23 protein-coding genes, 1 tRNA gene and 1 pseudogene are annotated in these 23,526 nt (G+C 60.0%); 12 read left to right on the forward strand and 13 right to left on the reverse strand.

What is annotated here, in order from left to right; all coding sequences use genetic code 11:
* The first annotated feature begins 8 nt into the window (after window positions 1-8).
* Window positions 9-85 (forward strand) — tRNA-Ile (locus MRY17_RS23565).
* A gap of 178 nt (window positions 86-263) precedes the next feature.
* On the opposite strand, the gene arsC is transcribed toward MRY17_RS23565, so the two are convergent.
* From arsC to MRY17_RS26500, 4 genes and pseudogenes are all read right to left on the reverse strand, one after another.
* On the reverse strand, window positions 264-686 hold the full coding sequence (gene arsC, locus MRY17_RS23570) for an arsenate reductase (glutaredoxin) (protein ID WP_191953018.1): 423 nt from the start codon (window positions 684-686) through the stop codon (window positions 264-266).
* A gap of 20 nt (window positions 687-706) precedes the next feature.
* Window positions 707-1,420: an arsenical resistance protein ArsH gene (gene arsH / locus MRY17_RS23575; protein ID WP_181283022.1), complete on the reverse strand. Its 714-nt coding sequence runs from the start codon at window positions 1,418-1,420 to the stop codon at window positions 707-709.
* Between the two features lie 93 nt (window positions 1,421-1,513).
* Complete coding sequence (locus tag MRY17_RS23580) at window positions 1,514-1,870, reverse strand: metalloregulator ArsR/SmtB family transcription factor (RefSeq protein ID WP_243352948.1); 357 nt, start codon at window positions 1,868-1,870, stop codon at window positions 1,514-1,516.
* Window positions 1,867-1,989: pseudogene (locus MRY17_RS26500) on the reverse strand (arsenate reductase ArsC); the annotation flags it as partial. The pseudogene MRY17_RS26500 and the gene MRY17_RS23580, both read right to left, overlap by 4 nt.
* A 237-nt stretch (window positions 1,990-2,226) precedes the next feature.
* Between MRY17_RS26500 and MRY17_RS23590 the strand changes: the two are divergent.
* A complete protein-coding gene (locus tag MRY17_RS23590) occupies window positions 2,227-2,595 on the forward strand; it encodes a hypothetical protein (protein WP_181283025.1) in 369 nt (122 codons plus the stop codon).
* Window positions 2,596-2,827: 232 nt separating this feature from the next.
* Here MRY17_RS23590 and MRY17_RS23595 read toward each other — a convergent pair whose 3' ends face one another.
* Window positions 2,828-3,076, reverse strand: a complete 249-nt coding sequence (locus MRY17_RS23595; RefSeq protein WP_181283026.1) for a CsbD family protein — start codon at window positions 3,074-3,076, stop codon at window positions 2,828-2,830.
* 224 nt (window positions 3,077-3,300) lie between these two features.
* Between MRY17_RS23595 and MRY17_RS23600 the strand changes: the two genes are divergently transcribed.
* The 9 genes from MRY17_RS23600 to pqqE all read left to right on the forward strand — a co-directional run bounded on the left by MRY17_RS23600 (window position 3,301) and on the right by pqqE (window position 12,200).
* Window positions 3,301-3,747, forward strand: coding sequence for an Lrp/AsnC family transcriptional regulator (locus tag MRY17_RS23600; RefSeq protein WP_057723653.1), 447 nt, complete (start codon window positions 3,301-3,303; stop codon window positions 3,745-3,747).
* Between the two features lie 167 nt (window positions 3,748-3,914).
* A complete protein-coding gene (locus MRY17_RS23605; protein WP_191953103.1) occupies window positions 3,915-5,597 on the forward strand; it encodes a flavin monoamine oxidase family protein in 1,683 nt (560 codons plus the stop codon).
* A gap of 10 nt (window positions 5,598-5,607) precedes the next feature.
* Window positions 5,608-6,402 (forward strand): carbon-nitrogen hydrolase family protein, encoded by a 795-nt coding sequence (locus tag MRY17_RS23610; protein WP_181283027.1) that lies wholly within the window; start codon window positions 5,608-5,610, stop codon window positions 6,400-6,402.
* A gap of 48 nt (window positions 6,403-6,450) precedes the next feature.
* Complete coding sequence (gene pqqF, locus MRY17_RS23615) at window positions 6,451-8,826, forward strand: pyrroloquinoline quinone biosynthesis protein PqqF (RefSeq protein WP_243352949.1); 2,376 nt, start codon at window positions 6,451-6,453, stop codon at window positions 8,824-8,826.
* Between the two features lie 159 nt (window positions 8,827-8,985).
* Entirely contained in the window at window positions 8,986-9,060 is a 75-nt protein-coding gene (gene pqqA, locus MRY17_RS23620) for a pyrroloquinoline quinone precursor peptide PqqA (RefSeq protein ID WP_003194766.1), read from the forward strand.
* Between the two features lie 70 nt (window positions 9,061-9,130).
* The gene (gene pqqB, locus MRY17_RS23625; protein WP_124434241.1) at window positions 9,131-10,042 is read left to right on the forward strand and encodes a pyrroloquinoline quinone biosynthesis protein PqqB; all 912 of its coding nucleotides are present in this window, start codon (window positions 9,131-9,133) and stop codon (window positions 10,040-10,042) included.
* A 10-nt stretch (window positions 10,043-10,052) separates the two neighbouring features.
* Window positions 10,053-10,805, forward strand: a complete 753-nt coding sequence (gene pqqC / locus MRY17_RS23630) for a pyrroloquinoline-quinone synthase PqqC (RefSeq protein WP_243352950.1) — start codon at window positions 10,053-10,055, stop codon at window positions 10,803-10,805.
* Window positions 10,802-11,077: a pyrroloquinoline quinone biosynthesis peptide chaperone PqqD gene (pqqD, locus tag MRY17_RS23635; RefSeq protein ID WP_181283031.1), complete on the forward strand. Its 276-nt coding sequence runs from the start codon at window positions 10,802-10,804 to the stop codon at window positions 11,075-11,077. Before pqqC ends, pqqD begins: the two co-directional genes overlap by 4 nt.
* Complete coding sequence (gene pqqE / locus MRY17_RS23640; RefSeq protein ID WP_124360069.1) at window positions 11,019-12,200, forward strand: pyrroloquinoline quinone biosynthesis protein PqqE; 1,182 nt, start codon at window positions 11,019-11,021, stop codon at window positions 12,198-12,200. Before pqqD ends, pqqE begins: the two co-directional genes overlap by 59 nt.
* 5 nt (window positions 12,201-12,205) lie before the next feature.
* On the opposite strand, the gene MRY17_RS23645 is transcribed toward pqqE, so the two are convergent.
* The 3 genes from MRY17_RS23645 to MRY17_RS23655 form a co-directional block, all read right to left on the reverse strand.
* On the reverse strand, window positions 12,206-12,364 hold the full coding sequence (locus tag MRY17_RS23645; protein ID WP_003194776.1) for a YqaE/Pmp3 family membrane protein: 159 nt from the start codon (window positions 12,362-12,364) through the stop codon (window positions 12,206-12,208).
* Between the two features lie 93 nt (window positions 12,365-12,457).
* On the reverse strand, window positions 12,458-12,778 hold the full coding sequence (locus MRY17_RS23650) for a helix-turn-helix domain-containing protein (RefSeq protein WP_181283032.1): 321 nt from the start codon (window positions 12,776-12,778) through the stop codon (window positions 12,458-12,460).
* A gap of 244 nt (window positions 12,779-13,022) precedes the next feature.
* Window positions 13,023-14,285: an aspartate aminotransferase family protein gene (locus MRY17_RS23655; RefSeq protein WP_181283033.1), complete on the reverse strand. Its 1,263-nt coding sequence runs from the start codon at window positions 14,283-14,285 to the stop codon at window positions 13,023-13,025.
* 209 nt (window positions 14,286-14,494) lie between these two features.
* Here MRY17_RS23655 and MRY17_RS23660 point away from each other — a divergent pair, with 209 nt between their 5' ends.
* The gene (locus MRY17_RS23660; RefSeq protein ID WP_243352951.1) at window positions 14,495-15,394 is read left to right on the forward strand and encodes a LysR family transcriptional regulator; all 900 of its coding nucleotides are present in this window, start codon (window positions 14,495-14,497) and stop codon (window positions 15,392-15,394) included.
* 226 nt (window positions 15,395-15,620) lie between these two features.
* On the opposite strand, the gene MRY17_RS23665 is transcribed toward MRY17_RS23660, so the two are convergent.
* The 5 genes from MRY17_RS23665 to MRY17_RS23685 all read right to left on the reverse strand — a co-directional run bounded on the left by MRY17_RS23665 (window position 15,621) and on the right by MRY17_RS23685 (window position 23,453).
* The gene (locus MRY17_RS23665) at window positions 15,621-17,399 is read right to left on the reverse strand and encodes an acyl-CoA dehydrogenase C-terminal domain-containing protein (RefSeq protein ID WP_181283035.1); all 1,779 of its coding nucleotides are present in this window, start codon (window positions 17,397-17,399) and stop codon (window positions 15,621-15,623) included.
* 145 nt (window positions 17,400-17,544) lie between these two features.
* Window positions 17,545-19,314 carry an acyl-CoA dehydrogenase C-terminal domain-containing protein gene (locus tag MRY17_RS23670; RefSeq protein WP_243352952.1) on the reverse strand — a complete coding sequence of 590 codons (1,770 nt, stop codon included), beginning with the start codon at window positions 19,312-19,314 and terminating at the stop codon, window positions 17,545-17,547.
* Between the two features lie 90 nt (window positions 19,315-19,404).
* On the reverse strand, window positions 19,405-20,694 hold the full coding sequence (locus MRY17_RS23675; RefSeq protein WP_181283037.1) for a GGDEF domain-containing protein: 1,290 nt from the start codon (window positions 20,692-20,694) through the stop codon (window positions 19,405-19,407).
* A 340-nt stretch (window positions 20,695-21,034) separates the two neighbouring features.
* On the reverse strand, window positions 21,035-22,840 hold the full coding sequence (locus MRY17_RS23680; protein ID WP_181283038.1) for a phenylacyl-CoA dehydrogenase: 1,806 nt from the start codon (window positions 22,838-22,840) through the stop codon (window positions 21,035-21,037).
* Window positions 22,841-23,171: 331 nt separating this feature from the next.
* Window positions 23,172-23,453 carry a pyrroloquinoline quinone biosynthesis protein PqqE gene (locus MRY17_RS23685; RefSeq protein ID WP_181283039.1) on the reverse strand — a complete coding sequence of 94 codons (282 nt, stop codon included), beginning with the start codon at window positions 23,451-23,453 and terminating at the stop codon, window positions 23,172-23,174.
* Window positions 23,454-23,526 lie beyond the last annotated feature (73 nt).

The following is a 23,526-nucleotide window of genomic DNA, read 5'->3' on the forward strand; positions in this document are numbered from 1 at the left end:
AGTTACAAGGGCCTATAGCTCAGTTGGTCAGAGCAGAGGACTCATAATCCTTTGGTCCACGGTTCAAGTCCGTGTGGGCCCACCAACTCCAAAGCCGCGCATTGCGCGGCTTTCGCGTTTCTGGCGGAACCATTACTGATACTGACTTGCCGAGGCGTAACGTCAGCGCGGACTGGCCACCACCAATGGCCACAACATCAAGTTTCGAATTCTGACTCACCAGCATCCTCCAGACTCAACGGCGACAACTCGCCGGTGTCGTTTCAGACTCTGCGACCGTGCTCATCAATGACGACTTGTCCGTCTTCTTTGATGAAGCTGCCACGCTGCTCTTGCGGTAACAGGTCGAGGACTGCCTCTGAAGGACGACACAAGCGTGTCCCCAAAGGCGTCACGACGATGGGGCGATTGATCAGGACAGGGTGCGCCATCATGGCATCGATGAGCTGATCGTCCGTCAGCGTTGCATCGCCCAATCCCAGCTCTTCGTACGGAGTTCCTTTGATACGCAAAAGAGCCCGTACCCCGATACCCATATCCCCGATGAGCCTGGCAAGTGTGGTGCGATCAGGCGGGGTCTTCAGGTATTCGATAACCGTCGGTTCTTCCCCGCTGTTACGGATCAACTCCAAGGTGTTGCGAGAGGTGCCGCATTCGGGGTTGTGGTAGATCGTGATCTGGCTCATATCGCTTCCTCGTGCTGACGTTAGATGGAGCGCTGGTTGACGCGCTTGGACAGCTCTTCGGCGGACTCCTTACGCTCGGAGTAGCGATCAACCAAATAATCCTGGCGATCCCGCAACAGCAGGGTGAACTTCATCAGTTCTTCCATTACGTCCACCAGACGGTCGTAGTACGAGGACGGCTTCATACGGCCTGTCTCGTCGAACTCGGTGAACGCCTTGGCCACGGAAGACTGGTTAGGGATAGTAAACATCCGCATCCACCGTCCAAGTACCCGCAGTTGGTTAACCACATTGAAGGACTGGGAACCGCCGCAGACTTGCATCACAGCAAGGGTCTTTCCTTGCGTAGGTCGAACAGCACCAATGGCAAGCGGAACCCAGTCGATCTGGGCCTTGAAAACTGCGCTCATGGCGCCGTGCCGCTCAGGCGAACACCACACCTGCCCTTCAGACCATTGCATGAGTTCGCGCAGCTCCGCGACCTTCGGATGTGTATCCGGAGCATCGTCCGGCAGCGGCAAACCCGAGGGATCGAAGATTTTGGGTTCGGCGCCAAACGCCTCCAACAAACGTGCTGCTTCCTGAGTCACCAACCGGCTGAAAGAGCGCTCTCGCGTCGATCCATACAGAAGCAAAATTCGAGGCTTATGGAGTGACGGTGTACGCGGCTCAAGTTGCTCCAACGACGGAATGTCGATCAGGTTGGCGTGTAAGTTCGGCAATGTGTCTTGCATATAAACTCCTTCGACGGCGCCGGGTGACAAGGGCAATGGTGGCGATAAAGATCACTACGGCAATCAGCATTTCTTAATCCGGTCGGGCGTGAATCAGCTGCACACGGCTTGGTTGATCGGACGTTCGTTCATGCCGCAGAGGCGCTTAGTCTCGGTTTCAAGCCATTGCTGATTGGCGTCTACCACTTCCTTCAAAACTACAGTCACCCACGCGGGCAAATCAGGATTGAGTCGGTAGTACACCCATTGGCCCTGGCGACGATCCAACAGCAAACCGGCGGAGCGCAGCAGCGCCAAATGACGAGAAATCTTCGGCTGACTCAGGTCGAGTGCTGCCGTTAGCTCGCATACACAAAGCTCACCTACACTCACGACAAGCAGCGAAATTTTTGCTCGGGTGTCATCCGCCAGGCACTTGAACAAGGAGGTGGGGTTCAGGGGTTCTGTCATAGATCCTCCAGGTGTTTGGTCTTGACCAGAACGAAGAGCTGGATGCGCTGGTGGATGTCGTGGAGCGTGTGGCGAAATGCGCCGGAATCATCGCTAGCCAACGCATACGGAAAATCGAATATATGATTTTTCGAATATTCGGTAAAGCGAATATGATGATTGCTGCTTCGGCTTGAGCCGTAATTCAGGCGACGGAAATAGCAGAAGGGCAATGGCAGCACTTTCGCGACGCACTGAGATCTACTGATCTTCCATCAGACGATACTGCAAGTGCGCTAAGTAGCTGATCACCTAGGTGATGGCTTTTAGCTTCGATGCCAGCTAGATTTGGATTTTTCCTACGATCAAGGAAGGATATGAAAAAGCTCATCGCAGTAATGGGGATGTGTGTCGCACTCGGCGGTTGCGCTACGTCTCACTACACCGCAGGCCGAGATTTTCCGTCGGCTAGTGTAACGAGCATCACTAAAGGCAAAACCACGACTGCTGAGCTGAAGTCGCTGTTTGGTGAGCCCTACGCCAAGAGCGCGGTCAGCGAGACTGACGAGAAGTGGATCTACACCTACACCAATGGCTCAGCCCATGCCCAAAGCTACGTGGTCACCATGAAAGTGACGACTACGGGCACTCAGAAAACGCTCGACGTCCTGATCCGAAATGACGTTGTCATCAACTACACGTTCAGCGAAGGCCCCGCTCCAGGCAGTACCACTGCGACGAACTGAGTTCGACACCTTGCCACTGGGCGACCTACCGCGCTCAGTACGATGTTGATGGAGCAAGCTCATGCACAGAACATATGCCTTCGGGGATGAGTCCAGGCAAGGCCACGTATTGCGTGGCCTTTGTCGTTTCTGCAGTAGAAGAAACCGAACTGAAAATCGCCAGAAAATCTCTTCCGTCCACAAACCGCCCAAACGGTTGAACTTCAATCATTGTTGAAGGTTTCCCCTCACCTCAACGGCGCAGCAGACGGTCCAGCACCAACAGGGCCACTGCACCAATCGCGATTGCGGCAACCGGTTTTTCCTTAACGAAAGTCGATACGCTGTCTAATGCGTCACCATAGGTTTGAGTCAACTGCCCGGCAGCTTGGCGTCCACCACCTTCAGCTTCCAGTTTCGAATCACCAAACAATTTCCCTACGGCGCTCTGTGCCTTGCCAGCAAGCTTCTCTGTAACGCCTTCGACTTGTTCACTTTTCATAACTCACCAAACCTTTGCGTGTAAGTGGAGAACCCAGAATCGTCCTGGGCCAAGGGCTATTTACAAAGCTTTAGGGGGATAGGGCTTGTGATAGTTCAAAGTAGATAAGACGCCGCAAAAAAGCCGTGCATTGCCCTACTTTCGTGTGCCTGGCACAGCTGTTCTGTAACCCGGATCAAGCCTGTAACATGCATGCCCACCACCCCCGCACTGGAGCTCTGCCCTTGCCCGTCCTGGACGAAATCGACCGCCAACTGATCGCCGCCCTGCAGCTCAACGCCCGCGAAAGCGTGGCCATGCTTGCGCGGCAACTCGGCATTGCGCGCACCACGGTGACGTCGCGCTTGGCACGCCTGGAGAAAACCCAGGTCATCACCGGTTATGGCGTGCGCCTGGGCCAGCGCCTTGCGGATGGCGGTCTGCAGGCGTATGTGGGGATTACCGTCCAGCCGCGTTCGGGCAAGGAAGTGTTGCGCAGGTTGAGCGCGATGGCCCAGGTGCAGCAGTTGTGCGCGGTGAGCGGCGAGTTTGATTATGTGGCGTGGCTGCGCACCGAGTCGCCGGAGCAGCTTGATCAGTTGCTGGATCAGATCGGCAGTGTCGACGGTGTTGAGAAAACCACGACTTCGATCATTCTCAGTAACAAACTGGACCGCGGGCAGCCGGTATGACCGAAAACCTCGTCACAATGACTAAAATGAGTGCAATCCGACGACACATTGCGTCTTATTAACGAGCGCAACGCTCCCTAAACTGGCTGCCATCTTTTCCTATACTCAACGGGCACTGTCCCGCCGAGTCGTCAGTAAGGTCCGCCATGAGCATTCCGTCCAGCAGCATCGCCAAGCCCCATCGCCACCCCACCGACGGTAAAAAACCCATCACTATCTTCGGCCCGGATTTTCCGTTTGCCTTTGATGACTGGATCGAACATCCCGCCGGCCTGGGCAGCATTCCTGCCGCTAACCACGGCGCTGAAGTGGCGATCGTGGGCGCCGGCATTGCGGGGCTGGTGGCGGCCTACGAACTGATGAAGCTGGGCTTGAAGCCGGTGGTGTACGAAGCCTCGAAGATGGGCGGTCGTCTGCGCTCCCAGGCTTTTGAAGGCGCCGAAGGCATTATCGCCGAGCTGGGTGGGATGCGTTTTCCAGTGTCGTCCACTGCCTTCTATCACTATGTGGACAAACTGGGCCTGGACACCAAACCCTTCCCCAACCCGCTGACGCCCGCATCCGGCAGTACCGTCATCGATCTGGAAGGCCAGACCCACTACGCGCAAAAACTCTCCGACTTGCCTGCGCTGTTCCAGGAAGTGGCCGACGCCTGGGCTGATGCTCTGGAAGCAGGGTCACAGTTCAGCGATATCCAGCAAGCCATCCGCGACCGCGACGTGCCGCGCCTCAAAGCGCTGTGGAATAAGCTGGTGCCGCTGTGGGATGACCGCACCTTCTACGACTTCGTCGCCACCTCTAAAGCCTTCGCCAAGCTGTCGTTCCATCATCGCGAAGTCTTTGGCCAGGTCGGTTTCGGCACCGGCGGCTGGGACTCGGACTTCCCCAACTCCATGCTGGAAATCTTCCGCGTGGTGATGACCAACTGCGACGACCATCAGCACCTGGTGGTTGGCGGCGTGGCACAAGTGCCCATGGGCATTTGGCGTCACGTACCCGAGCGCTGTGCCCACTGGCCCGCCGGCACCAGCCTCAGCTCATTGCACAGAGGCGCGCCACGGGCGGGGGTGAAGCGCATCGCCCACGCCGCCGACGGTCGTTTCGCCGTCACCGACACCTACGGTGACACCCGCGAGTACGCCGCCGTGTTGACCACCTGCCAGAGCTGGCTGCTGACCACCCAGATCGAATGCGACGAAACCCTGTTCTCGCAGAAAATGTGGATGGCCCTGGACCGCACGCGCTACATGCAGTCATCGAAGACCTTCGTCATGGTCGACCGCCCCTTCTGGAAAGACAAAGACCCGCAAACCGGCCGCGACCTGATGAGCATGACCCTCACCGACCGCCTGACCCGTGGCACCTATCTGTTCGATAACGGCGACGACAAGCCGGGCGTGATCTGCCTGTCCTACTCGTGGATGAGCGACGCGCTGAAAATGCTGCCCCAGCCCATCGACAAGCGGGTCAAGCTGGCACTCGACGCGCTGGCCAAGATCTACCCGAAAGTCGACATCAAGGCGCGTATCATCGGTGACCCGATCACGGTGTCCTGGGAAGCCGACCCACACTTCCTCGGGGCCTTCAAAGGCGCACTGCCCGGCCACTATCGGTATAACCAGCGGATGTATGCACACTTCATGCAGAAGGACATGCCCGCCGAGCAACGTGGGATTTTTATCGCCGGCGACGACGTTTCCTGGACACCGGCCTGGGTCGAAGGCGCGGTGCAGACCTCGCTGAACGCGGTGTGGGGCATCATGAACCACTTCGGCGGCAGCACCCATCCGGAGAACCCGGGGCCCGGCGATGTGTTTGATGAGATAGGGCCCATCGCCCTGCCCGAATAAGGAGCCTGTCATGCGTGTCGCCCTGTACCAATGCCCGCCACTGCCGCTGGATGTCGCCGGTAATCTCAAGCGCCTGCGGCAACTGGCGCATGAAGCAGCAGGAGCCGATGTGCTCGTGTTGCCGGAGATGTTCCTGACGGGCTACAACATTGGCGTCGAGGCTGCTGGCGCGCTGGCCGAAACGAAGGATGGGGAGTCTGCCCAAACCATTGCCGACATCGCGCAAAGTGCCGGGCTGGCGATTGTGTACGGCTATCCGGAGCGGGCCGAGGATGGCCAGGTCTACAACGCTGTGCAACTGATCGACGCCCATGGCACACGCCTGTGCAACTATCGCAAGACCCATCTGTTTGGCGATCTGGACCATTCGATGTTCAGCGCCGGTGACGACGACTTCCCGCTGGTGGAATTGAACGGCTGGAAGCTCGGTTTGCTGATTTGCTACGACCTGGAGTTCCCGGAAAACACGCGCCGCCTGGCCCTGGCCGGTGCCGAGCTGATCCTGGTGCCTACCGCCAATATGGTGCCGTTCGACTTTGTCGCCGACGTCACCGTGCGGGCGCGGGCGTTCGAGAACCAATGTTTTGTGGCCTATGCCAACTACTGCGGGCACGAAGGCGATATTCATTACTGCGGCCAGAGCAGTATTGCCGCGCCGGATGGTCAGCGCATCGCCCAGGCGGGCCTGGATGAGACGTTGATCGTCGGCACGCTGGATCGGCAAGCGATCCTCGACGCCCGCGCCGCCAATCATTACTTGCAGGACCGCCGTCCCGAGCTTTACGGCGCACTGCACAAGCCCTGATCCACCGGGTTTGCTAGCATAGGCACTTGCCCCGCTTCGGAAGTGCCCATGCCTGCGCCGGTTCACCCTTACCCTCTGCACCTGACTCTGGCCAACGGCCTGCACCTTTGCCTGCGCCATGCGCCGCGCTTGAAGCGCTGCGCCGCTGTTTTACGCGTGGCGGCGGGCAGTCATGACGCGCCTCTGGCGTGGCCGGGGCTGGCGCATTTTCTGGAGCACCTGTTGTTTCTGGGAACCGAGCGTTTTCCCACAGGCGATGGGCTGATGACCTACGTGCAGCGCCATGGCGGGCAAGTGAATGCCAGCACCAGGGAGCGCGTCACCGAGTTCTTTTTCGAGCTGCCGGTTTCGACCTTCGACGAGGGGCTGGTGCGATTGGCCGACATGCTGACGCACCCTCGCCTGGCCATTGACGACCAACTGCGCGAGCGCGACGTGCTGCACGCCGAGTTCGTGGCCTGGTCTGAGGATGCCAATGCGCAGCAACAAGTGGCTTTGCTGGAGGGCCTGGCCGCTGATCATCCATTGCGCGGATTTCATGCCGGCAACCGCGACAGCCTGCCAGTGGAACGTGAGGCCTTTCAGCAGGCGTTGCGCGAATTTCATCAGCGCTTCTACCAGAGCGGGCAGATGACGTTGAGCCTGGCCGGCCCGCAATCCCAGGAAGACCTGGAGGCGCTGGCGCAGCGATTCGGTACACAGTTGACCCCTGGCCCGTTGCATCCCCAGGCCGCGCCACCGGCGCTGATGGCCGGGCAAGCACGGGGCTATCAGCACCTTGCCGATCATCATCTGCACCAGGTCATCACCTGTGATGCACCGCGCGAAGCGCTGGCGTTTCTCTGTACCTGGCTCAACAATTCGGCGCCGGGCGGCTTGCTCGCAGACCTCAAAGATCGACGCCTGGCGACGGCAGCGCACGCTTCGGTGCCGTATCACTTTGCCGGACAGGCCGTGCTGGATATCGACTTTACCCTCGACAGCCAAAGCGACTCGACGACACAGATCGAAGCGCTGTTGCACGACTGGCTGAGTTTTTTCGCACACAGCGACTGGACGTCGCTACGCGAAGAGTTCGCCTTGCTTAACGCACGCCAACAGCAGGTCCAGGGCGCCCTGGCGCTGGCACTCAACGATATGGAAGATTTATCGGACCAAGGCCTCGCAGCCCTCAAGGCCATGCTCGACGCACTGCATCTGCCGCCCGCCACGCACGGCTGGCGGCTTCCACCGAATAACCCGTTCCTGCGCCCGCCGGTCAGGGAAGAACAGGCCGGCTTGATTCGCGGCCAGACCAGCGCCCATCGCGGCTTGCGTACGTTTGCCCAGGATCGCTCACGGGGGCGACGGGACCTGTCGGCGCTCACGTTCAGCCAGGCACTGCCGGATGACACTGACGAAGGCGCGCTGTACCTGCGCTGGCGATTCGACTCTGCAGTGCCTGCTGGTCTGGAAAACGCCTTGCTGCCGCTGCGCGAGAGTGCCGCTCAAGCGGGCGTCGAGTTGTGTTTCGACACCATCGCCAATGACTGGCAGGTAAAAATGCTCGGCGTCCACCAGCCCATGCCCGCCGTACTCGAAGCGCTGACGCAGTGCTTGAGCACTGCCGATGAACGCCTGCCGCCACCATCCTCGACACCGATGATCGCCATCCGCGAATTGCTCAAGGCACTGCCCGCTTGCTGTGCCGGTGTTCAGCCAACGCCCCAGGCGACGCCAGCCTCATGGGCCACCGCGCGCTGGCACGGGCTGGGCGCAGGTTTACCGCAGGCCGGTGAAGCGGCAATCAAGACCGCAGCAGCACGATTGCCTGGGCAGCCTGCACCTCTCCAGTACCCGCCTCAACATCTCCAGGGCCAGCGCCTCTGGCACGAGATAAACACTGAATCCAGCGAAGCGGCGCTGCTGTTGTTCTGCCCAACACCCACCCAGGCCCTGAGCGATGAAGCCGCCTGGCGCTTGCTCGGTCATCTGCTTCAAGGGCCGTTCTATCAGCGCCTGCGCGTTGAACTACAACTGGGCTACGCCGTTTTCAGCGGTATCCGACAGATCAATGGGCAGACCGGCCTGCTGTTCGGCGTGCAGTCTCCCAGTGCTTCCCTGGATGAGATCTTCGAACAGGTGCAGACCTTTCTGGACCAACTGCCATCATTGATCGAACACAGCGCCGACATGGGTCACGAGGCTCTGGCGCAGCAATTCACTGTCCGGTCACTGCCCATGGCCCAAGCCGCCGATCTGCTGTGGCAAGCGCACTTGGCGGGCCACTCATCGGGCTATCTGGAACAATTACAAGATTTGATACAAACCTGCTCACGCGACGATATGCGGCGCGCCGCCCAACAGCTGAACGACACCACAGGCGGCTGGCGGTGCCTGGCCAACGGGCCGTGCATCCGAGGCACTTGGCAGTCGGCAGGTTGATCGTTGCCGACTCTGCAACAGGCTTTTTCTTTCAAGACAGCGCTAACTGGAAAAGAATTGCGTAATATTCACACGCAATATCTGAACATCTCCCATGGGAGGTGGACTATATGTACTACTTGGTAGTGAACATCCCCGTCCCTTGATAGGAGTATGAATATGACCTGGTCCAAACCTGCTTACACCGATCTGCGCATCGGTTTCGAAGTCACCATGTACTTCGCCAGCCGCTAATCCGCTGGGTACTACAACGCCTCGGTTCGCCCGGGGCGTTTTTGTTTTGAGCTTTGCTGATGGAGCGACCATGTTTGTCCAGATTCTAGGTTCCGCCGCCGGCGGCGGCTTCCCGCAGTGGAACTGCAACTGCGTGAACTGCGCGGGTTTTCGTGATGGCAGCCTGCGGGCACAGGCGCGTACCCAGTCGTCCATCGCGATTTCCGACGATGGTGTGAACTGGGTGCTGTGCAATGCATCGCCGGATATCCGTGCGCAGTTGCAGGGGTTTGCGCCAATGCAACCCGGCCGCGCCCTGCGTGACACCGGCATCGGCGCGATCATCCTGATGGACAGCCAGATCGACCACACTACCGGCCTGCTGAGCCTGCGCGAGGGTTGCCCGCACCAGGTGTGGTGCACTGACATGGTCCATGAAGACCTGAGTACCGGTTTCCCGCTGTTCACCATGCTCACCCACTGGAACGGCGGCCTGGCCTGGAACCGTATCGAGCTGGACGCCGGCTTCACCATCCCGGCGTGCCCCAACCTGCGCTTCACCCCACTGCCGCTGCGCAGCGCCGCGCCGCCTTATTCGCCGCATCGCTTCGACCCGCACCCAGGCGACAACATCGGCCTGATCGTCGAAGACCTGCGCACCGGCGGCAAGCTGTTTTACGCCCCGGGCCTGGGCAAGGTCGACGCGCCGCTGCTGGAGATCATGGCCGGCAGCGACTGCCTGCTGGTGGACGGCACGATGTGGGACGACGACGAAATGCAGCGCCGTGGCGTCGGCACCCGCACCGGCCGCGAAATGGGCCACCTGGCGCAGAACGGTCCTGGCGGCATGCTCGAAGTGCTGGAACAGTTGCCAAAGCAGCGCAAGGTGCTTATCCACATCAACAACACCAACCCGATTCTCGATGAAGACTCCCCCGAGCGAGCCGAGCTGGTACGGCGTAATGTCGAAGTAGCCTACGACGGCATGAGCATTGAGTTGTAGGAGACCTCAGATGACTGATACACCGATGACCCCTGAAGCATTCGAACAGGCCCTGCGCGCCAAAGGCGCCTTCTATCACATCCATCACCCGTACCACGTGGCGATGTATGAAGGCCGCGCCACCCGCGAGCAGATCCAAGGCTGGGTCGCCAACCGCTTCTACTATCAGGTGAACATTCCCCTGAAGGATGCCGCGATCCTGGCCAACTGCCCGGACCGGGAGATCCGTCGCGAATGGATCCAGCGCCTGCTCGACCACGATGGCGCGCCCGGAGAAGACGGCGGCATCGAAGCCTGGCTGCGCCTGGGCCAGGCCGTTGGCCTCGACCCCGACCAATTGCGCTCTCAGGAACTGGTGCTGCCCGGCGTGCGCTTTGCAGTAGACGCCTACGTCAACTTCGCCCGCCGCGCCAGTTGGCAAGAGGCGGCCAGCAGTTCGTTGACCGAACTGTTCGCGCCGCAGATCCACCAGTCGCGCCTCGACAGCTGGCCGCAGCACTACCCGTGGATCGACCCGGCCGGCTATGAATACTTCCGCACCCGGCTGGGCCAAGCCCGTCGCGATGTGGAGCACGGATTGGCGATCACCCTGCAGCACTACACCACGCGTGAAGGCCAGGAGCGCATGCTGGAAATCCTCCAGTTCAAACTGGACATCCTGTGGAGCATGCTCGACGCCATGAGCATGGCCTACGAACTGAACCGCCCGCCGTACCACAGCGTGATCAGAGAGCGGGTCTGGCATAAAGGGATCACCCTATGAGTTTTGATCGCAGCAGAAAACCGACGTGGCGCCCGGGTTACCGCTATCAATACGAGCCCGCGCAAAAAGGCCATGTGCTGCTCTACCCGGAAGGCATGATCAAACTCAACGACAGCGCCGCGCTGATTGGTGGCTTGATTGACGGCGAGCGCGATGTGGCTGCCATCATTGCCGAGCTGGACAGGCAATTCCCCGGCGTGCCGGAACTCGGTGATGACATCGAGCAATTCATGGAGGTCGCCCGTGCCGAGCACTGGATTACCCTTGCCTGAAAAACCGGCTATCGGCCTGCCGCTGTGGCTGCTCGCCGAGCTGACCTACCGCTGCCCGCTGCAGTGCCCGTATTGCTCCAACCCGCTGGACTTTGCCGAGCAGGGCAAGGAGCTGAGCACCGAGCAATGGATCAAGGTATTTCGCGAGGCCCGCGAGATGGGCGCCGCGCAACTTGGATTTTCCGGCGGTGAACCGCTGGTGCGCCAGGACCTGGCCGAGCTGATCGGCGAGGCACGCAAGCTGGGGTTCTACACCAACCTGATCACCTCAGGCATCGGCCTGACCGAACAGAAGATCAGCGACTTCAAAAAGGCCGGCCTGGACCATATCCAGATCAGCTTCCAGGCCAGCGACGAACAGGTCAACAACCTGCTGGCGGGCTCGAAGAAAGCCTTCGCGCAAAAGCTGGAAATGGCCCGCGCGGTGAAAGCCCACGGTTATCCCATGGTGCTGAACTTCGTCACCCATCGGCATAACATCGACAAGATCGACCGCATTATCGAGCTGTGCATCGCACTCGAGGCGGACTTCGTCGAGCTTGCCACCTGCCAGTTCTACGGCTGGGCGCAACTCAATCGTGTGGGGTTATTACCGACCAGGGAACAACTGGTACGCGCCGAACGCATTACCAACGAATACCGCGCCAGGCTCGAAGCCGAAGGCCACCCGTGCAAGTTGATTTTCGTCACGCCGGATTACTACGAAGAACGTCCGAAAGCCTGCATGAATGGCTGGGGCAGCATTTTCCTGACAGTCACGCCGGACGGTACTGCCCTGCCCTGTCATGGCGCCCGACAGATGCCGGTTCAGTTTCCCAACGTACGCGACCACAGCATGCAGCACATCTGGTACGACTCGTTCGGTTTCAACCGCTTTCGCGGCTACGACTGGATGCCGGAGCCGTGCCGTTCATGCGATGAGAAAGAAAAGGATTTCGGCGGCTGCCGTTGCCAAGCTTTTATGCTCACCGGGGATGCGAGCAACGCGGACCCGGTGTGCAGCAAGTCCGAGCAGCACGGCATCATCCTGCAAGCGCGGGAAGAAGCCGAACATGCCACTCAGACCATTGAACAGCTGGCGTTTCGCAATGAGCGCAATTCACGTCTCATCGCAAAAGGCTGAGGGCCTCAGCGTTTGGCGATGATGTATACGGCGTGAATGATGCCGGGAAAGTAGCCGCACAGGGTCAGCAGAATGTTCAGCCAGAATGCGCCGCCGAATCCCACTTGCAGGAACACACCCAGTGGCGGCAGCAGAATGGCGATGATGATACGAATGATGTCCATGGGTCAGCTCCGGAAAATCGGCTCGTGTGAGCCGTGTAGCTAATCGACATTGGCGCTTCGTGAGGGTTCAGTGGTTTCTGGCAGTGGGCCATCTCACGTCAGAATCTGCAGGCCATGCTTTTGAACGATGCTCAACAACTTGAGCGCCATGCCGCTGGGCTTTTTTTCGCCGGATTCCCACTGCTTCACAGTCGATGCGCTGGTGTTCAGGTAGCGAGCGAACACGGGTTGGCTGACGCGACTGCTTTCACGCAAGTGTTTGATCTGCTCGGCCGGCATATGTGCAGGCACCGTTGCCAGGCACGTTTCGTCGAACTCACGAAGCGTGGTTTTGCTGATGGCGCCAATTGTATAAAGCGCTTCGGCAGATTGGTGAATGGACTCAAGCGCCTCACTCTTATATTTGCTGGTCATTTTGAACAACCTGATCTTCATGGAAATCCTTTACGAAAACATACCACTCAGTGGTATAGATTAAAACAGGGCATCGGGTGCCCCCATCGACAATCCTCGCCGAGGTCCGCTAAAAAGCCATTGTTTACGTTGACGCACAAGCCACGTTTTCAGTCCAAAAATTACGCAGATAAAAAAACGCCCCCAGCCAAAAGAATCAGGCTGGAGGCGCCGCGTATTCCGCGAGACGGTTCAGAAAATAGGGTCAGACGGCAATGCCTTTACGGCATTGCAGTTGGGCAGTGCGTACCCGAGAGAAGGCACGGGCCAGGCGCAGGAGCATTTCATCAATGTGGTTTTTGCTGACGTTCAAGGCCGGCGTGAAACGCAAACAATCCGGCTGCGCAGCGCTGAGGATCAGGCCTTCGTGCAGTGCGGCCTTTACCACGGCAGACGCGGAGTCGTCCGACAGTGTCAGGCCCCAGATCAGTCCGTTGCCGCGCAACTGCCCATGCTCGTAACGGTGGGCCAGGCGGGCAAGGCCTTCTGCCAGATAAAGGCCTGATTCGCGTACGTGGTCGAGAAAGCCTCCAGTCAATACGGCATCGAGTACCGCAATTCCCGCTGACGCCATCAGTGCATTGCCATGATGGGTACCGTCCAGCTCGCCCGTTTCGAAGCAGCAGGCTGTGCCGCGCGCCAGCAGCGCCGCCAGGGGCACGCCACCGCCCAGGCCTTTTCCGAGGGTGATGATGTCAGCACGAACGCCGTATTGCTGCTCGGCGAGCAGACTGCCGCAGCGGCCGATTCCAGTTTGCACTTCGTCAAGAATCAGCAGAATGCCCAGTTCGCGGCACAGGCGTTCGACGCCTTTGAGGTAGTGTTCGGTCGCTGGGATGACACCGGCGGCGCTTTGGATAGGCTCCAGCATGATGGCCACGGTGTGTGCATCGACGGCTGCATGCAGCGCCGGCAGATCGTTGAAGGGCACATGACTGAAACCCGGCAATTGCGGTTCGAAACGGTTTTCGCTGGCAATGGCTGAAGCCGACATCGCTGCGAAACCATGGCCATGGCAGCCGTTGCCCGCCGTGATGATGTGATAAGCGCCGCCGCGATGCAGTTGGCCCCACTTGCGCGCCAGCCTGATCGCAGCTTCACAAGCCTCCCCACCGCTATTGAGCAGATAGGCCTGATCGCTGCCGGTGTGATGGCACAGGCGCTCAACCAGGTCGAGCTGCGCCCGGTTATACAACCCCATGCCAGGGTTGATCACGGTTTGCATCTGTTCGGCAACGGCGTCGCGCACCGCTTGTGGACTATGACCCAGGCTGTTGGCACCGCTGCCCTGGCTGAAATCCAGGTAGGCACGGTCGTCGCTGTCCGAGAGCCAGGCGCCGTGACCCTGGACGAACACCGCGCAGGGGCGCGCGACAGTAGACATCAGGCAATGGCTGGAAAAATCATGATGCGGATCATGAAGTACGAGGTCGTCGAGGCTCGGCGCGGGGCGCCGGAACAGGTTCACAGTTCGCCCCCGATAGCAACCGCAGCCGGGTGGGGACCCGATACCAACAGTGCGCCGAAGTGTTTTGCCTTGCCTATGTAAACGCCGTTACCAAAAACGTTATTCATTGCCCGATTCGGCCCTGTAACCCCTGCGAATAGGCGCTAGACTAGGCCGCTCGCAGGCCAACGGCCATTTCGATTTTCCAGCTTTTTCGATAAGCAAACCTTATGGATTTCAAGCAACTGCGTTATTTCGTCGCGGTGTATGAGGAAGGCCATGTAGGCCGTGCCGCGGAGCGTCTGTCGATCTCCCAACCCGCCCTGTCGCAGCAGGTTCGCCAACTGGAGCAGAACCTCGACGTGAGCCTGTTCGAGCGCAGCAGCAAGCGCCTGCTCCCCACGCTGGCAGCGCACACGCTGTACAACCATGCCCTGCCCCTGATCGACGGCATGCAGCAAGCCGTGGAGGCATTGCGTAACTTCAAGGGCCAGGCGATGCGCACCTTGGCCATCGGTGTGCTGCAAACCGTGCACACCGGCCTGGTGCCGCAGATGCTGGAGCGGGTGCGCAAGGCCCAACCGCACCTGGTCGTGCAGATCTACGAATTGACCGGGCTGGAGATCGAGCGGCGGCTGCTCAATGGCTCGCTGGATATCGGTATCAGCTACCTGCCACCGCGCCAGCCGGGCCTGCATGGCGTGTTGTTGTATGAGGATGAGTTGAAGGTGGTCATCCCTGAGCAACATCCCTTGCGGGAATTCAAGAAGGTCTCGCTGAAACAGGCCGCCGAGTTGCCGATGTTGCTGCTGGGGGAAGAATTCCAGGTACGGCAGATCTGGCAAGGCCAGTTAGCCAACCTGGGCCGCCGCCCGCAGGTGCAGGCCGAACTCAATACCATGGTGGGGATTCTCGACAGCCTGCCTCATACCCAGTTGGCCACCGTGCTGCCGGGGCGTTCCCAGGATGAACACAACAGCCAGTCGTTGCTGTGGAAACCCTTGAGCGAACCCAGGGTGGCGTTGAAAGTCGGTCTGGTGTGCCGTGACGTGCAGCGCCAGCAAGCGACGGTGGCGTTGCTGCGCACGTTGCTGGAAGACGTGATGAATGCCCCGCAGGCGGGCGCCTGACTTTTTCGCGGGCAAAAGAAAACCCCGCCGAAGCGGGGCTTTGCAGACTGTTTCCCTGACATCCATTTCACTCCGCCATCCTGGCAGAATCCTACGTGTCCCTGTTATTGCTTTGCGCTTCCTGCGCGACGTCCATGTGAAGTAGATTATCCGTGGATCCAATTTGGCGATAGAGGACGATTAGCAGCACGTCATGTAAGAGAATGCTTACACGCATACCTCGCCCTTAAAACAGTGCTTCATCCATCAGGAACAGCGACTCGCTTCCGGCTTTCACCGACGCACTCAACGAGTGAATTCGCGGCAACAGGCGCGCAAAGTAAAAGCGCGCGGTGCCCAGCTTGCTGGCATAGAAATCGTCCTCGGTCTCTTTGCCCCAGGCGGCCTTGGCCATGCGTGCCCACATATAGGCATACGCCATGTAACCAAACGCGTGCAGGTACTCCACCGAGGCCGCGCCGATTTCATTCGGGTTACCCTTGGCACGGTCCAGCACCCAGGCAGTCAATTCATCCAGATTGTCCACCGCCGCGCCGAGCGGCCGGGTGAACTCACCCAAGTGCGCGCCGGCACCCGCGATGAACTGGCGGACCTCGTCGGCAAACAAGGTGTAGAACGCGCCACCGCTGCCGACAATCTTGCGCCCCACCAAGTCCAGGGCCTGGATACCATTGGTACCTTCGTAGATCTGGGTGATGCGCACATCACGCACCAATTGCTCCTGGCCCCACTCGCGAATGTAGCCGTGACCACCAAACACTTGCTGGCCGAGCACGGTGGTTTCCAGACCCAAGTCGCTGAGAAATGCTTTGGCGACAGGCGTCAGCAGCGCCACCAGGTTGTCGGCGCGCTCACGGGCAGCTGCGTCTTCGCTGAACTTGGCGATGTCCAACTGCGTCGCCACGTAAGTGGAGAACGCACGGCCGCCTTCGTTCGCCGCCTTCATGGTCAGCAGCATGCGGCGCACATCCGGGTGCACGATGATCGGGTCGGCCGGTTTGTCCTTGGCTTTTGCACCCAGCGGCGAACGGCTCTGCAACCGGTCGCGGGCATATTCAATCGCGTTCTGATAGGAGCGCTCGCCGGAAGCCAGGCCCTGGATGCCCACTCCCAGACGTTCGTAGTTCATCATGGTGAACATCGCCGCCAGGCCACGGTTGGGCTCACCCACCAGATAACCCACGGCTTCGTCGAAGTTCATCACGCATGTTGCGGAGGCCTGGATGCCCATTTTGTGTTCGATCGAGCCGCAGGTCACCGGGTTGCGTGCGCCCAGGCTGCCGTCGGCGTTAACCATGAACTTGGGAACCAGAAACAGCGAGATGCCCTTGGGCCCCGCCGGTGCGTCCGGCAGCTTGGCCAGCACCAAATGGATAATATTTTCAGTCAGGTCGTGTTCGCCGCCGGTAATGAAAATCTTGGTGCCGCTGACTTTGTAGGAACCGTCCGCCTGCGGCTCGGCCTTGGTGCGAATCATGCCCAGGTCGGTACCGGCATGGGCTTCGGTCAGGCACATGGACCCGGCCCATTCGCCCGAGTACATCTTCGGCAGGTAGGTGGCCTTGAGCTCGTCGCTGGCGTGGGTATTGATCGACACACAAGCGCCCGAGGTCAACATCGGGTACAGGCCAAAGGCCAGGCTGGACGAATTGATCATCTCTTCGACCTGCGCCGACACCGCCTTGGGCATGCCCATGCCGCCGTACACCGGGTCGCCGCCAACACCTACCCAGCCGCCTTCGGCGTAGGTTGCGTAAGCCTGGGGGTAACCGTCCGGCGTGCTGACGGTACCGTCCGCCCAGCGGCAGCCTTGCTCATCGCCGCCACGGCTCAACGGCGCGATGGATTTGGCGGTGACCTTGCCGGCCTCTTCGAGGATGGCTTCAACGGTTTCGGCGTCAACCGTGTCTGCCAAGGCAGGCAACTGCGCCCAGGTGGTGGCGACGTCAAACACTTCGTTGAGGACGAAGCGCATATCACGCAACGGCGCTTTGTAATCAGCCATGGCAAACCTCGTGAGAACGTGAAAAGTGATTCGATGGGATCGGTTTTACAGGCTCCGAGTGTACCCGAACAACTTTTCAGACACATAGGGTCCGTTCGTGACCTATAAGTATTTATAAGTCACGAAGCAGGCTGTTGCCGGCCATCTACAGTGCAAAGGCTTGCGCCGGCAAGCTCATCAGGCACTCGCTGCCCGCCTCCACCGCAGCTCGATGCATCGTGGTGCGCGGCAACAGGCGCTTGAAATAGAAGTCGCACGTCGCCCGTTTGGCCTGGGCGAACCCCGGGTCGTCGTGGGCCTGCGCCGCCATCGCCATGCGCAACCACAGGTAGGCGAGGATGATGTAACCGCTGTACATCAGATAGTCCATGGCCGCCGCTCCCACTTCGTCGGGATTGCTCATCGCTGCCGTACCGACCTTCAACGTCAGCTCGCCCCATTGCTGGTTCAACTGGTTGAGCTGCTCGACATGGGCCTTGAGTTGCGGATGTTCGGCATTGGCGGCACAGAACTTATGCACGATTCTGGTAAAGCCGCGCAGCAACTTGCCCTGGCTGCCCAGCACCTTGCGCCCCAGCAGATCAAGGGCCTGGATACCGTTGGTGCCCTCGTAGATCGGCGCAATCCGCGCATCACGGGCCAGTTGTTCCATGCCCCACTCGCGGATATAGCCATGGCCACCGAACACCTGCATACCGTGGTTGGTCACCTCCAGCCCGGTTTCGGTCATGAAGGCCTTGCAGATCGGCGTGAGGAAGGCCAACAGGTCCTCAGCCTCCTGGCGCTGGCCGGCGTCGCGGCTCAAGTGCGCGGTGTCGAGCAATTGGGCGGTGAAGTAGGTCAGCGCGCGATTGCCTTCGTTGAAGGCTTTCATGGTCAGCAGCATGCGGCGCACGTCGGCATGCACGATAATCGGGTCGGCGGGTTTGTCCGGGGCCTTGGCCCCGGTCAACGAGCGCATCTGCAGGCGCTCGCCGGCGTATTTGATCGCGCCCTGGAAGCTTGCCTCGCCATTGCACAAGCCCTGCATGCCCGTGCCCAGGCGCGCGTGGTTCATCATGGTGAACATGCAGTTGAGGCCTTTGTTCGCCTCGCCAATCAAAAAGCCCTTGGCGCCGTCGAAGTTCAGCACGCAGGTGGCCGAGGCCTTGATGCCCATCTTGTGCTCGATGGAGCCGCAGTGCACGGCGTTGCGTTTACCGGAATCGGTATGAAACTTGGGCACGATGAACAACGAAATGCCTTTGGTCCCCGCCGGTGCATCCGGCAGTTTGGCCAGCACCAGATGGATGATATTGGCACTCATGTCGTGCTCACCGGCCGAGATGAAGATCTTGCTGCCGGTGAGTGCGTAACTGCCATCGGCCTGTGGAACGGCGCGGGTCTTTATCAAACCCAGGTCGGTGCCGCAGTGGGCTTCGGTCAGGCACATGGTGCCGGTCCACTCGCCGACGGTGAGTTTGTGCAGGTAGGTGGCTTTCTGTTCGTCGGTGCCGTGGGCGTGGATCGCCGACATTGCACCGTGGGTCAGGCCCGGGTACATGCCCCAGGACGTATTGCTGGAACCGATCATCTCGCTCAGCACCAGCCCCAGGGACTGCGGCAAGCCCTGGCCGCCGAAGGCCGGGTCCGCCGCCACGCCATGCCAGCCGCCTTCCACGTACTGGGCGAAGGCTTGCTTGAAGCCCTTGGGCGTGGTCACGACGCCATTGTCGAAATGGCAGCCCTCTTCATCGCCGCTGCGATTGAGCGGCGCGAGCACGTTTTCGCAAAACTTCGCGCCTTCTTCGAGAATCGCGCTGACCATGTCGGGGCTGGCGTCGGTCGCGCCGAGGGCCGCGTAGTGGCCATGGAAATCGAACACGGTGTCGATCAGAAAGCGCATGTCGCGCAGGGGAGCTTTGTACTCAGGCATGGCAATGTCTCCGGCAGCAAGTGGTTTCAACCTACTGCCGGCCAACGTCGCAAACAATCACTGTAGCGCTGCTGAATACAGCACCATTACTCAACCGGCAGCGCTTTGCATGCGCACCGCACCGCGACGGTTCTGCCCGGCCGCGATCACGCAGTTGCGCCCGGCCCCCTTGGCGGCGTAGAGCGCCTGATCGGCGCATTTGAGCACCTCTTCAGGGCTACGCTGCTCGGCCTGGCGCTCGGCCACGCCGATGCTAACGGTCACCGACACACTGGACGCACCGTTGGCAGCCCGGCGCTGGCGCCCCTGATGGTCGTCATTGGGGCGGTCCGGGTTACGCAATTTGATCGCATAGTTGGCGATGATCTCGCGGATCTCCTCCAGGTGCGGCAGGCATTCATCCAGGCTCTTGCCGGCAAACACCACGGCAAATTCTTCACCGCCGTAGCGATAGGCGCGCCCGCCGCCGCTGACCTTGGACAGTTTGCTCGCCACCAGGCGCAACACCTGGTCACCTACATCATGGCCGTGGGTGTCGTTGAACCGCTTGAAGTGGTCCACATCGCCCATCGCCAACACGTAGTTGCGCCCAAGCCGCTGCATGCGTTCATTAAGGGCGCGGCGGCCCGGCAAGCCGGTCAGCTCATCGCGAAAGGCCATTTGATACGCCTCATGCGCCACACCGGCGGCGATCATCAGCATCACCTGGCTGCACATGATGTTGAGGGTAAACGGCAGGATGAAGGTTTGCGGCAGCATCCAGAACATCCCCAGCAACCCCACCAGTTGCGCGGCGTGCAGCGGGCGCGGCTGATACCAGTACTGGGCGGCCAGCGTGAGGAAACCAATCAGGAACATCGGGTATGAAAGCTGGATCAGGCTCATCCAGGCGCCATGCAGCGCCGGCCAGCGAATTTCGGCCAACCAGTCCAGCACGCCCTGTGGGTAACTTTGCTCCAGCGCCAGCGCCACGCTGCCGACGGCCAATAACACCGCGCAGCGTGCGACGAAGTCACGGAACAGGTGGGTTTTTTCCTGCCACAGCGCATACACGCTGAACAGCAAGGGCAGCAACAGACAGCAGAGGTGAAACACTACGGCGGCGTCTTCGCGCACGCGGCCATGGTCGCGGTAGAAATCGGTCTGGGTGTCCAGCAGGAAATACGTGACGTACACCGTGATCATCAGGAACAGCTCACGCTGGCGCCGATACACCGCGCAGTACGCTCCGCCGAGCAACAGCACCAGGGTCGGCAGCACGTTGAACAGCGAAGTGAAGAAAACGTTAAGGTCCTTGAGATAGGCAGCCGAGAGCCCGGCCAGCAATAGCAGCAACGAGGGAAGGAAATGACTGAAGCGTACAGCGGACACGCGTGACAAGGGTAAAACTCCGACCCGCAAGAATAATGGCACTGTGCCTCGAAGCGGCCAGTTAAGCACAACTGACCGGCCATGTATCACTTTGCCATCACTGTAACGGCACGCTTCATCAAACCCTTAGCGTCAGCGCGCATTTTTCGCATCGGCACAAAACGCATGTGGGAGGGGGCTTGCCCCCGATGGCATTGTGACAGCCGCCAAATCGGCTAGCTGACATACCGCAATCGGGAGCAAGCCCTCTCCCACATTGAGCGCATTTCAATGCTTGGACAGCGGCCTTCGCACGCACAAAAAAAACCGCTTCCCCGAAAGGAAGCGGCTTTTCTGAACCCGGTAAGGCTTAGTAAGCCAGGCCGAAGTCCTCTTCTTTCATGTCCATCAGGTTGCTCGCGCCCGACAGCATGGTTGCCACGTGGGTGCGGGTACGCGGCAGGATGCGCTGGAAGTAGAAGCGCGCAGTCTGCAGCTTGGCGGTGTAGAACGCCTCTTCGCCGGTGCCGGCAGCCAGTTTCTCGGCGGCCAGGCGTGCCATGTCGGCCCAGAAGTAAGCCAGGCACGCATAACCGGAGTACATCAGGTAGTCCACCGAGGCGGCGCCGACTTCTTCACGGTCTTTCATCGCGGCCATGCCGACCTTCATGGTCAACTCGCCCCACTCTTTGTTCAGCGCCGCCAGCGGTGCAACGAATTCCTTGACGGCTTCGTTGCCTTCGTTGGCCTGGCAGAACTTGTGCACGATCTTGGTGAAGCCCTTGAGCGCTTCGCCCTGGGTCATCAGCACTTTACGGCCGAGCAGGTCCAGCGCCTGGATACCGGTGGTGCCTTCGTACAACATCGAAATGCGGCTGTCGCGAACGTTCTGTTCCATGCCCCACTCAGCGATGAAACCATGACCGCCGTAGATCTGTACGCCGTGGTTGGCGGACTCGAAACCGACTTCGGTCATGAACGCCTTGGCGATCGGAGTCATGAAGGCCAGCAGGCCATCGGCCTGTTTCTTGGCTTCGTCGTCGGTGCCGTACTTGACGATGTCCACTTGCTTGGCGGTGAAGTACACCATCGCACGGTTGCCCTCGGCGAAGGCTTTCATGGTCAGCAGCATGCGGCGCACATCAGGGTGCACAATGATTGGGTCGGCGGCCTTGTCCGGCGCTTTCGGGCCGGTCAGGGAACGCATTTGCAGGCGGTCGCGTGCGTATTTCAGGCCGCCCTGGAAACCGATCTCGGCGTGGGCCAGGCCTTGCAGCGCGGTGCCCAGGCGAGCGGTGTTCATGAAGGTGAACATGCAGTTCAGGCCTTTGTTCGCCGGGCCGATCAGGTAACCGGTGGCCGCGTCGAAGTTCATCACGCAGGTGGCGTTACCGTGGATGCCCATCTTGTGCTCCAGGGAGCCACAGGTCACCGCGTTGCGCTCGCCCACCGAGCCATCGGCGTTGGGCAGGAACTTGGGCACGATGAACAGCGAAATGCCCTTGGTACCGGCCGGAGCATCCGGCAGGCGCGCCAGTACGATGTGGACGATGTTATCGGCCATGTCGTGTTCACCGGCCGAGATGAAGATCTTGGTGCCGGAGACTTTGTAGGAACCGTCGGCCTGAGGCTCGGCCTTGGTGCGCAGCATGCCCAGGTCGGTTCCGCAGTGCGGCTCGGTCAGGCACATGGTGCCGGTCCACTCGCCCGACACCAGCTTGGTCAGGTAGGCCTCTTGCTGCTCAGGCGTGCCGTGCTCGGAAATAGTGTTCATCGCACCGTGGGACAGGCCTGGGTACATGCCCCACGACCAGTTGGCTTCGCCAACCATTTCACTTACGGCAAGGCCCAGGGATTCCGGCAGGCCTTGGCCACCGTGCTCCACGTCATGGGCCAGGCTTGGCCAGCCGCCTTCGACGAACTGTTTGTAGGCTTCCTTGAAACCGGCAGGGGTTTTAACGCCTGACTCGCTCCAAGTACACCCTTCGATGTCACCCACGCGGTTCAGCGGCGCCAGCACTTGCTCACAGAACTTGGCGCCTTCTTCGAGAATGGCGTCAACCATGTCCGGAGTAGCGTCCTGGCAAGCCGGCAGGCTCTGATAGTGCGCTTCATAACCGAGCAGTTCGTCACGAACGAAGCGAATATCACGCAAGGGGGCCTTGTAGTCAGGCATAGCGATAAACCTCTGCTGATGTAGCTGGGATGAACAACCGCGTGGAAGGATGATGGCGGTCAAACAGGTGTTTGAAACATACGTTTACCACCTGGGGTTGTCAAGCGTCGGCCCGATGCCGTTTGTCTTGATGCGGATCAATGACGCGCACGGCGAAGCCTGTGGCGCGTTGCCACATGAAGAAGTGTAGGAGTTCAGCGGGCGGGCACAGAGCAAATGTGGGAGGGGGCTTGCCCCCGATGGCGGCAGGTCAGCCATGAATAAGCTGACCGATAAACCGCTATCGGGAGCAAGCCCCCTCCCACATTTTAACTGTCATGCCTCAGGAGAATCAGGCGTAGGTATCAATCAACGTGCCGAGCATTTCGTCCGAAGCCTTGGCGACTTTTACCCCCAGCTCCACTTGAAACTTGCCTTGGGCCATTTCGACCATATTGCTCGCCGAGTTGGACGCCTGAGCGCGATCGGTGGCTTGCAGACGGTCGCTTTGCGCGGCCGATGGCTGGGTCGTCGCGGCGCTGGCAATCCTGCCGGCGGCCTGGTCGACACGGTTCTGCCCGGCCTGAATAGTACTCAGGCCCGAATAAAACGCGCTGCTTCCAGAGATTTCCATGGCGTAAGCCTGCCTTTAGAGAATCGTGAGTGCCAATTGAATCAGACATTCTGGTGAAACGCCCGTCAAAAAC

It is taken from the genome of Pseudomonas orientalis, from assembly GCF_022807995.1.
Classification (GTDB): domain Bacteria; phylum Pseudomonadota; class Gammaproteobacteria; order Pseudomonadales; family Pseudomonadaceae; genus Aquipseudomonas; species Aquipseudomonas orientalis_B.